The sequence below is a fragment of the Paenibacillus forsythiae T98 genome (genome assembly GCF_000520735.1).
Taxonomy (GTDB): domain Bacteria; phylum Bacillota; class Bacilli; order Paenibacillales; family Paenibacillaceae; genus Paenibacillus_AQ; species Paenibacillus_AQ forsythiae.
This window is the reverse complement of sequence record NZ_ASSC01000258.1, coordinates 1-10,570: the sequence shown is the minus strand read 5'-3', so window position 1 is coordinate 10,570 and position 10,570 is coordinate 1. Positions and strand designations below refer to the sequence as shown.

Below are 10,570 nucleotides of genomic sequence, written 5' to 3'. Positions count from 1 at the left end.
GAGGCGGTAACCAGCGGCTTCTTCGAGGTTACGCTCGGCGCCAAGGCGGCCGGGACCGCCGCCGCCGCCCTTCCCTTCAAGGCCGCCGCCGCCGCGTTCGTTCTCTCCTGGGGAGGACTGTCCGTGCACGCCCAGGTCTCCAGCATCTGGAACGGAACCGGACTGCGTTATCTACCCTTTGCGGCAGCCCGTCTGCTGCATGCTTTCCTCTCCGCCCTGCTGACCCTGCTTCTGTGGCGGCCGATGATGAACGCTTCGCCTGCGCTGGCTCCGCTCTGGACGCCGGGTCCTATCCTGCATACTCCCGCCTCCGCCTTCATGCTGCTTGCCTTACTGCTGGCCGGGACGCTGTTATTGTCGCTTGCCGCCGCCGCCGCAGCCAGCGTCCTGGGGAATCTCCGGCGCTCTCGCCGCTAAACATTGTTTTCCTAAGCAAGATTGATTATGATCGGTGTATGACAGAACCAACAAAGGAGTCTAATTCATCTTGAGATATTATGTCCTGGACCGTGGCGATCAACTGTCCATTGATCTCAGCCAACAATTTCATAAGCTGGCGGAAGAGCGGGGGCTGCAGCTGGATGCGGAATCTCCCGAAATCGTAGTCTCCATCGGCGGAGACGGCACCATGCTTCACGCCTTTCATACCTTTATTGACCGGATTCCGGAGCTGGCCTTCGTCGGCGTCCATACCGGCCATCTCGGGTTCTATGCCGACTGGCAGTGCGAGGAGCTATCGGCGCTCGTCGACTATATGTGCGGAATAGGCGACCCTTCGTCTCACAAGCCGCGCATCGTCAAATATCCGCTTGTCGAGCTGGAAATCCACAGGAAGTCCGGTACTTCCTCGCATATCGCCCTTAATGAGTTCACGTTAAAAGGGGTTGAGGGCACGGTGGTTCTCCAGATTGACATTAACGACGAGACATTCGAGATGTTCCGTGGCGACGGCATTTGCGTCTCTACGCCTTCCGGAAGCACAGCCTATAATAAAAGTCTCGGAGGAGCGATGGTTCATCCTTCGATTGAGGCGCTGCAGATTGCGGAAATCGCGTCGATCAACAATCGGGTGTTCCGGACAATGGGCTCCCCGCTGCTTCTGCCCAAGCATCATCACTGTGATATTTTCTCCCGGAGAGAGCAGAGGCTGATGCTGACCGTTGACCATACCAACTATCCGATCGATGATCTGGTGTCTGTCAGATGCCAGGTATCGGAGAAAAAGGTCAGCTTCGCCCGTTACCGCCCGTTTCCGTTCTGGAAGCGCGTGCGTTCGTCATTCCTGGTATAGCCGATCCCGCCATCTGTGCGCTAAACTGATTCCGGTTTTCCAAACAGCCGATGCACGTCCGTGCACCGGCTTCCGCCGCATGCCCTTTAACGCCCTATCAATCTGCCACGAGCTGCTATAATTGATAGACGGAAGAGCAGCAGAATGGTATAATGAGCCTATTTTACAAATAGTTACATACAAACAGATCAAATAAACCGTAAAGGGCGTATACAAAGATGACATTCAAGAAGTTAACGGCCGCAGCGGCCGGGGGCTGTCTGGCCCTGTCGCTGATTTTGTCTCCAGCGGCTTTGGCCGCAGATAGCAGCGAGGCCGCTGGCCAGAGTTCTTCGGACACCGAACTGATTAATGAGGTCATGCAGTATGTGGAGAATTACAGTCTGACCGGAGCTGACAGGGAGACCCTGATCCGCGCTGCGATCGACGGCATGGTCAATTCGCTTGACGATCCCTACAGTCAATATTTCAGCAGCGAAGAGAGCCAGGCGCTTCAAAATCAGCTGGCTCTTGATTATGTGGGCATCGGGGTGCAATTGGCCTACTCGGGGAATGAGCTGTACATTGAGCAGGTCTTGCCGGGATCGCCCGCAGAAAGCGCCGGGCTGAAGCGCGGGGATACAATCCTGAAGATTAACGGGATTAAAATCAGCGAGTTCAATAGCGATCCTCTGAGCGGCGAGGCAGGCACCAAAGTGTCACTGCTTATCCAGCGCGGCGGCGCGGTCAAGAATTACGCCGTGAAGCGCAGCCAGATCAATTATCCTTCCGTTACCGGCAAAATCGTAGGGCCCAAAATCGCCTATATTTCGCTAAACGGCTTCACGGAGGATTCAGACGAGCAATTTGCGGCCGTACTCCAAAAAATGCGGGCCTCGGGAATGAAATCCATGATCCTTGATCTCCGCAACAATGTCGGCGGGTACATGGATTCCGCTTATAACATCGCCTCTCAGTTCATCGACAAGGGAGTTATGATGTATACCGCAGACAACCAGGACGTGCTTACTCCGGTTACGATTACGGACGGCACCAAAATGAATGTGCCTGTGGTTATTCTGACGAATGAATATACCGCAAGCGCCTCCGAAGCTTTGACGGGGGCGCTGCATGACAATCACCTGGCCACCGTCATAGGAACCAAAACCTTCGGAAAAGCCCGAATCCAGAGCCTGCTGGACCTGTCGGACGGCGGCCTGCTCAAGCTGACCACCCAGCGGTATCTCACTCCGAATAAAGCCGATTTCAACCATATCGGACTCTCGCCAGATCTTGAGGTCAAGGGCGAGGCGGCGCAGATTATTACCGCCCTCCAGTTCGCGGGCATGAAATCGATCAATGCGGCGGGCGACAACCACATTCTCGACGTTGGCGGCACCGCCTTTGTCGGCAATGTCGGTCTGGTGAAGAAGGGCGGCAGAATCTATGCGTCTGCCCGGGTTCTCTCGGCGCTGGTGGAAAGCGATCTGACATGGGACGCCAAGAATAACAAAGCCATTGTAACATCCGCGTCCGGCAAAGCCTTCAGCTTCACCACCGGCTCCAAAGAAGCCCTCTCCCAAAACGATGAAATCTTCATCGCTCTGGATGCCTTCAAGAAGAAATTCCCGTCGCTGGTCTGGAGCTATAATCAGCCGCAGAACCGCCTGACGCTGTCCGTAAAATAAGGGCGGCATTGCTTATTCCGGCCTGAAATGATAAAGGTGCCGCCAACGTTCCTGAGGAACGAAGGCGGCACCTTTATTAAGATCGGACTCTGCGTCCCGGCTTCAAGCGCGTTACGGCTGGCCCGCAGGACCCTGGGGCGGCTTCTGCCGAGTGTCCCTCGGCCTGGCTTCACGGCTGGTCTGGCTGCCGCGCGGCTGATTCTCCCGGCCCTGGGCTTCGCGGGACTGATTCTCGCGCGGTCCGCTTTTTCTGCCCTGATAATCCTTGTTCCGGTGATCCCTGCCGCGTTCCTTGAACGGCGGTCTCTCTTTGGGAGTGTACTCTCTGGCGGGCTGCTCCCGGGAAACCGCCGACTCCGCCTGGAACTTCCTGGAGGATAGCTGCGGAATCGCCTCTTCCCTGGCGGGGATCTCCCGGACAGCAGTCTCCTTGACAGGCGCCTCTTTCTGAGCCTCGCCCGGCTCCTTGACCAGAATATCCCTGGCGCCCGGGTCTTTGGGAGCATCCTTCAATTTGCGGAGGACAAAATAGGCGCAGCCGAAATTGCAATATTCATTGATATAATCGACCAATCCGCAAATTGCCGTATCCCGGTTCGCCTTCGGATGATTATCCCGGTAAAATCCCTTCAAACGCAGCTGGCTGTAGCCCCAATCGCCGACAATATAGTCATAGCGGTCAAGCACCTCGCTGTACCTTCCGCGGAAGCTTTCCGGATTCCAGCCTTCCTTATGATTTACCATCAGCTCGTAGCTTTTGCCGCCTATAATGATCAAGCAAGACTCGCCTGCCTTTCACCTAAAAAATATGTTGCGTCTGCGGTCAGTTCGCCGCCAGGCGCTCCTCGCGGGTCTTCTCTGCCGATTGGACCTGCTCATGCGCATGGTAGGAGCTTCGCACAAGCGGCCCGGCCTCGACGTGGCTGAAGCCCCGCTTCAGTCCCTCTTCCTTCAGCCGCGCAAATTCCTCCGGCGGGTAGTATTTCACGACGTCCAGATGCTGCGGCGAAGGCTGCAAATATTGGCCCAGCGTCAGGATATCGCAATCCACCGCCCGCAGATCGTCCATCGCCTGCAAAATTTCATCCCACTCCTCGCCAACGCCCAGCATAATGCTGGATTTGGTCGGGATAGTCGGCTTCATTTCCTTGGCCTGGCGCAGCAGCTCCAGAGAGCGGCGGTACTTCGCCTTGGCCCGCACGCGGTCGGACATGCGTTCGACGGTCTCGATATTGTGGTTCAGAATGTCGGGATTGCTGTCCATAACAATCTGGAGACTGCCCCGGTCGCCGAGGAAATCGGGAATGAGCACTTCCACACTGCACAGCGGCAGACGTCTGCGGATTGCGGCTACCGTCTCGGCAAAAATCTTCGCCCCGCCGTCCTTCAGATCGTCGCGCGCCACGCTCGTTACAACGCAGTGCCGCAGGTTCATGCCTTCCGCAGCTTCGGCCACCCGTTCCGGCTCCTGGAGATCCAGCTCTGTAGGCATCCCGGTGTTAACCGCACAGAAGCGGCAGGCGCGGGTGCAAATATCGCCTAGAATCATAAAAGTAGCGGTACGGTTCGCCCAGCACTCATAAATATTCGGGCAGCGCGCCTCCTCGCAGACGGTATGTAAAGTTTTGGAACGCATCATTCCCTTTATATCCTGATAATTCTCACCGGTCGTCAGCTTAATCCGAATCCAATCCGGCTTGGGTTGTTTGGCAGTTTCTTTTCTTGTCATGATAGTAAACCCCTCTTCCGTCTGAATATGAATAGCTTTTGAAGTTACTGCCTTACATTATAACATGCGCCGTAGGGAAATGCCTGTTTTTGTGAAAGATAAGTGACAAAAGCGACAGGAGAACGGAACACTATATCATTCCTGTATGATTTCTGTGCCAAAAAACATGGTCACCACCGGAAAAACCGGCTCGGCCCGCCCTCTCTCCCCTTAAAGCTTGGATAAAATACGCGGATTTGTTCAATCTAAAGTAAAGCGTCAGTTTATACGGAAATACAAAGGAGGACTTTTACTGTGCCGTTATGGAGCGTAAATACGAGACGGGCCCTGCTGTCTCTGTCTGCGGCGGCTCTGCTGTGGGGAGGGATTGATGACCCGGCGGCGGACGCGGGGAGCGCTGCTCTGAAGGATATAGAGGCAAAGGCCGTCCCGCAAAAAAATGACGCGGCGTCGGACAGACCGCAAGCCGCCAAAAGCGGGCGTCCCGCCGCCGGTTCGCAGAACGCCCTCCGGTCCCCCGCCGCCGGAAACGTCTATGCCGCAAGGCAGCAGCTTTACGATCAGATGAGCGCGGCCACCGGCATTCCCTGGTACCGCTTGGCCGCCGTTGACCAGTATGAACGCACGCTAGCCGGCCGCAGCAAATCCGGAGGCGGCGCGCCTGACCGCCTGACTGGAATCCACATCCCCGCGCCGCTGTGGTGCGGACCGCTGAATCCGAACCAGGAGGATACCTCTCCGGCTTCGATCGCCTTCTTTAACGGCCTTGGCTGTGACGGTTCCGGAGACGGCAAGGCCGATCCGGAGAATGATATCGACGCGCTGTACACCATAGCGGACCATCTGATGAAATACGGCAATTCCGCGAGCGACTTCGGGATCGGCGTCTGGGAATATTATCACAACGGCCGCGCCTCCCAGCGCATCGCCCAATTTGCCAAGCTGTACGATCATTTCGGCCGTCTGGATTTGTCGGGCAGCGCCTTTCCGCTACCGCTCGGCAGCACCTACTCCTTCCGCAGCACCTGGGGAACCGGAAGAAGCTGGGGGGGCGCGCGGATACATGAAGGCACCGACCTGTTCACGCCGCACGGAGTCACTGTACGGAGCACCTGCTACGGCATCTTGGAGACCAAGGGCTGGAACCGCTACGGCGGCTGGCGGGTCGGCATCCGCGATATTGAGAACCGCTACCATTATTACGCCCACCTGTCCGGCTTCGACAAATCGCTGTCCGCTGGCGATATCGTCATTCCCGGGCAGCAGCTTGGCTGGGCCGGCAGCTCCGGCTACGGCAAACCGGGCACACAGGGGAAATTCCCGCCGCATCTGCATTACGGCATTTACAAAGACCGCGGGCTGACGGAATGGGCCTTCGATCCTTATCCGCTGCTAAAGCAGTGGGAGATTGCCGAGCGGAAGGCGCTGAAGAAGAACAACAAGGGCCGCTGAAGGGGAGTCCCAATATTCGGAAATGGCGGGTGCGCCGTCTCGGCGGTAAGGTATTCGTTTCCACAAAAACGGAGGATCTTAAGCGGATCAATCCCCGCCCTTGCCAATGCCGTATTCGGCCAGCTTGCGGTACAGGGTGGACTTGCCGATGTTCAGCATCCGGGCCGCGCCCACAACATTGCCGCCGCTTGCCGCCAGCGCGCGGCGAATGCTCTCGATCTCGCTCTGCCGCATGCTCTTGACTGCGTGCGGATCAGCGGGGACAGACGCGCGGCCGAGCGCAGGACGACGGTCCTGGAGTCCGCTCTCCTTATGCCCGGACGGAATGCGGACCGCATCCGATTCCGCAATACAATCCGAGCCGCATAAGTAGTAGGCGCGCTGTACGGCATTTTGCAGCTCGCGAGCATTCCCTCTCCATTGCCGATCTTGGAGTCTTTCCAGAAAGGCAGGGTCAAAATGTTTGGCCGGTCCGGGATTGTCCCGGTTGCACTTGCTCAGGAAGAGCCGGGCAAGCGGGCCGAGATCCTCGGGACGCTCCCGCAGCGGCAGCAGCTTGAGGTTGATGACGTTCAGCCGGTAATAGAGGTCGCTTCGGTAAGCCTTTTGCGTGATTTCCTCCAGCAGATCGCGGTTGGTCGCCGCTATGACCCGGACGTCCAGCAGGCGCTCATGCTTGCCTCCGATCCGCCGGACCTTGTGGTTATCCAGCACCCGCAACAGCTTGGCCTGGATTTCCAGCGACAGCTCTCCGATTTCGTCCAGGAACAGGGTGCCTCCATTCGCCAGCTCGAACTTGCCGGGATTGCCTTCGCGCAGCGCGCCGGTGAAGGAGCCTTTTTCATAACCGAACAATTCACTTTCCACCAGCTCCCTCGGGAGGGCCGCGCAATTAATAGCGATAAACGGTCCGTCCGCGCGTGTACTGGCATTATGAATGGACTGGGCGAACAGCTCCTTGCCGGTGCCGCTCTCGCCTTCAATCAGAACCGTGCAGTTCGTTCCGGCGATTCTTCGGGCAAAATCGATCTGTTCCCGCATGTATGGATTATGGGTCACGATATCCTCAAACCGGTAATTCGCCTTAAAGCCCGCAAGCTGGTTGACTTCTCTGCGCACCTGCCTGGCCTCCCGGATCGAGAGCGATGCCCCAAGGACCTGATTTCCGCAGGAGTACGGAAAGATATTCACCATGCAATCGATCTTTCTGCCTTGCACCGTAAGCGTGCAGTCCGCATAGCTGATGCGGCGCTTGCTCTCGAACACACTGTCCAGATCGACATCCTGCAGCAATTCCTTGATATCCAGCCTCCGTACCTCTTCCATTTCCAGCATAAAAATAGAGGCCAGCCGCTCATTGAACTGCCTGATCCGGTATTCCGTATCAATGACCAGCAGACCGTCCTGCATCGATTGGAATACGGCGTTCATCAGCTGATTCGTCTCCAGCACGTTAAGCTGCTCTTCGATGCTGCTTACGGCCGACACGGCAATGCCGAAGGTATGGGGGTGGACATCCTCCGCTTTGCCTGACAGGTCCAGGCATCCGATCACCCGGCCGGAGCTGTCGTGAATAGGGGCTGCGGAGCAGGTCCATGCGTAATGCGACTGGCAGTAATGCTCGCCCCCGAGCACCTGGATCGGCATATCCACGGCTAACGCGGTTCCGACGGCGTTGGTGCCTACGCTAAGCTCATCCCATTTGGCCCCCTCGACAAAATTCACCTTCGCGCACTCCGGCTCGATCTCCTTGTTCAGCAGGGTGCTGAGCAGCACGCCATCCTGATCGGTGAGCACAATGGCGTACACCGTATCCTTGATCGCCTGATAGATGCTGTTCATAATCGGCTGGGCTACGGAAATGAGCAGACTCTTCGCTTTCAGCCGCCGCGCCAGCTCTTCCCGGGATACCTGCACACCTGTTCCCTGCTGCGGGTTGACTCCGGCCATCCGGCATCTCCTCCATGAAGCGAATATAACAGGCCGCATGCCTTCCGGGATTTCCCCATGCTCCGGGGCAGCATCCCGGCTTATTGGCGTAGTTGGATAACTGATCATTACTCGCGCCTCCCTTTGGCCCTGCGTGCGTCTGCCTTTGCCCTGCGTGCATCTGGCCGCTTCCCGCGCAGAAGAACCTTTACTTTCGCCCGCCACAAACGCGTGTTGGCCGACTGCCGGCACGTATCGGCTGACCGCGCGGCGTTCGCAGGCCTTTTTTGTATACGCTTACACTATGCTTTTATTATAAGGGGCCGCCGGGAAGCGGATACGCGCAAAAAAACGGATAAGTTGAACATCTCATGACAATTTCCCAATACGGGAAAACGGCAGCGACCGTTCATCTTATCCGCAGGCCAAGAACAGGGAGGCTTCGTTTAATGCGAATGGATCGCGCGGTGATTCACGGCAAGCGCCGCTTCGAGCAGCGCTTCGGAAACGGTCGGATGGGCATGGATCGTCGTTTCGATCTCATCCACCGTCGCTTCGAGCCGAAGCGCCAGCGCGCCCTGCGCAATCATATCCGTGGCTCTCGGACCGGCGATATGAAGCCCGAGAATCTCGCCCGTCCGCGCATCGGTGACATATTTGACCAGGCCGCCCGTTTCACCCATAATCATGGATTTGCCGTTGGCCTGCAGGGAGAAGCTTCCCGTCTTCACTTCCAATCCCTGCTCCCGGGCGCCTTCCTCGGTCAAGCCGACCGAGGACAGCTCCGGTCTTGTGTACACGCAGGACGGAACCGTCCGGAAATCCACCGGGGACGGCTCTCCCATCATATGCTCCGCCGCAACAATGCCTTCCGCCGAGGCGACATGCGCCAGCATGATCCCGCCGACGCAGTCGCCGATGGCATAGATGGACGGCACCGACGTCTGCATGTTCCGGTCGACCTCGATGGCGCCTTTCTTCATAGTAACGCCGAGAAGCTCCAGCCCGAGTCCCGACGCCGCCGGACGGCGGCCAATGGACAGCAGCACCTTCTCCGCTTCGATAACCAGGCTGCCGGAAGGCGATACCGCCGTAACGGCCAGGCCCTTCGCCGTTTGCTCAATAAGCTCAACCCGGGTTTCCGTGTGAACGTCAACGCCCGCAGCGGCAAATTCCTTCCGCAGACAGCGGACGATGTCCCGGTCCATCGCGGCGATCAGCTCCGGCAGCATCTCGATAATCGTAACCTTGCAGCCCAGGCTGCTGTAAATGCTGGCGAACTCGCAGCCGATTACCCCTCCGCCGATAATGCAGAGGCTTTCCGGCACCTCCGGCAGCGATAGCGCCTCGTCGCTTGTGATCACGGCGGACAGCTCGGTCCCCGGAATCGGCACCCGGGACGGCGACGAGCCGGTGGCGACGATTGCACGGTCGAAATGAAGGGTCCGGATACTGCCGTCCCCAAGGGTCACCTCCAGTTCATGGATACCGGTAAACCTGCCGGTGCCGGTGATTTGGGCCACTTTATTCTTCTTAAGCAAAGCGCCGATTCCGCCGGTGTTGATCCGGATTATCTTGTCCTTGCGCTTTTGCAGCCGTTTCCAGTCCACCGCAAGCTGCGGAATATCCAGACCGATTTCGGCCGATTCGCGTTTCAGCGCCGAATACAGCTCCGATGTATGCAGCAGCACTTTGGTCGGTATACAGCCAACATTAAGGCAGGTCCCGCCCAAAGCCTGCTTCTCCACCAGCGTCACTTCCGCTCCCAACTGGGCGGCCCTTATCGCGGCGACATAGCCGCCCGGACCGCCTCCCAGCACCACAATGTTCATCCCGCATTCTCCTTTCACAGCAATAACAGCGCCGGATTCTCCGCGTACGCCTTGATTCTCTGCATAAACCCGGCGGCAACCGCGCCGTCCACCGCACGGTGATCCGCCGTCAGACTGAGATTCATCAGCGGCTTGACAACGACTTCGCCATTCACGGCAACCGGAGTATCCACGATGGCGTTTACGCCGAGAATCGCTACTTCGGGCTGGTTGATAATCGGGGAGAAGGACTCCATTCCGTACATCCCGAGATTGGTAATGGTGAAGGTTCCTCCCGTCATTTCGGCCGGGGTCAGGGCATTGTCTCTCGCGGCTGCGGCCAGCAGGCGGACCTCTTCGGAAATTTCGCCCAGGCCCTTCAGATGGGCGTCGCGGACTACCGGCACGACCAATCCGCCTTCCAGACCGACAGCCACGCCAATATGAACCGCTTTGTGAAACACCAGCTCATTGCCTTCGATGGAACAATTAAGCAGCGGGAACTCCAGCAGCGCCTTGGCCGTGATCGCGACCAGCAGATCGGTGTATGTGATCTTTCGCGAAGCCTGGAGCTGCCGTCTAAGATTGGCAAGCGCGGTTGTATCCAGCCGCATGTTGTAAGTAACGGACGGCGAGATGTCTACGCTCTCACGCATCCGTTTGGCGATGACCTTGCGCATGGCGCTCATCG

The 10,570-nt window shown here is 57.7% G+C and carries 8 protein-coding genes and 1 pseudogene; 4 read left to right on the top strand and 5 right to left on the bottom strand.

From position 1 onward, the window contains the following. From L692_RS32540 to L692_RS0108805, 3 genes and pseudogenes are all read left to right on the top strand, one after another. Positions 1-417, top strand: a pseudogene (locus L692_RS32540) (sporulation integral membrane protein YlbJ); the annotation flags it as partial. 70 nt (positions 418-487) lie between these two features. Next, the gene (locus tag L692_RS0108810) at positions 488-1,291 is read left to right on the top strand and encodes an NAD kinase (RefSeq protein WP_025699063.1); all 804 of its coding nucleotides are present in this window, start codon (positions 488-490) and stop codon (positions 1,289-1,291) included. 218 nt (positions 1,292-1,509) lie between these two features. Continuing rightward, positions 1,510-2,958, top strand: coding sequence for a S41 family peptidase (locus L692_RS0108805; protein ID WP_025699061.1), 1,449 nt, complete (start codon positions 1,510-1,512; stop codon positions 2,956-2,958). A 111-nt stretch (positions 2,959-3,069) separates the two neighbouring features. Here L692_RS0108805 and L692_RS0108800 read toward each other — a convergent pair whose 3' ends face one another. Continuing rightward, positions 3,070-3,735: a YutD family protein gene (locus tag L692_RS0108800; RefSeq protein ID WP_025699060.1), complete on the bottom strand. Its 666-nt coding sequence runs from the start codon at positions 3,733-3,735 to the stop codon at positions 3,070-3,072. Between the two features lie 46 nt (positions 3,736-3,781). After that, on the bottom strand, positions 3,782-4,687 hold the full coding sequence (lipA, locus tag L692_RS0108795) for a lipoyl synthase (protein ID WP_025699059.1): 906 nt from the start codon (positions 4,685-4,687) through the stop codon (positions 3,782-3,784). 411 nt (positions 4,688-5,098) lie between these two features. Here lipA and L692_RS0108790 point away from each other — a divergent pair, with 411 nt between their 5' ends. Continuing rightward, complete coding sequence (locus L692_RS0108790) at positions 5,099-6,139, top strand: M23 family metallopeptidase (RefSeq protein ID WP_376717966.1); 1,041 nt, start codon at positions 5,099-5,101, stop codon at positions 6,137-6,139. Positions 6,140-6,226: 87 nt separating this feature from the next. Here the strand turns inward: L692_RS0108790 and L692_RS0108785 are convergent, their stop codons facing one another. The 3 genes from L692_RS0108785 to L692_RS0108775 all read right to left on the bottom strand — a co-directional run. Next, on the bottom strand, positions 6,227-8,197 hold the full coding sequence (locus L692_RS0108785; RefSeq protein ID WP_025699056.1) for a sigma-54-dependent Fis family transcriptional regulator: 1,971 nt from the start codon (positions 8,195-8,197) through the stop codon (positions 6,227-6,229). Positions 8,198-8,514: 317 nt separating this feature from the next. Beyond that, positions 8,515-9,900 (bottom strand): dihydrolipoyl dehydrogenase, encoded by a 1,386-nt coding sequence (gene lpdA, locus L692_RS0108780; RefSeq protein WP_025699054.1) that lies wholly within the window; start codon positions 9,898-9,900, stop codon positions 8,515-8,517. A gap of 14 nt (positions 9,901-9,914) precedes the next feature. Then, positions 9,915-10,570 (bottom strand): dihydrolipoamide acetyltransferase family protein (locus tag L692_RS0108775; protein ID WP_025699052.1); only part of this gene is annotated, 656 nt, incomplete at its 5' end.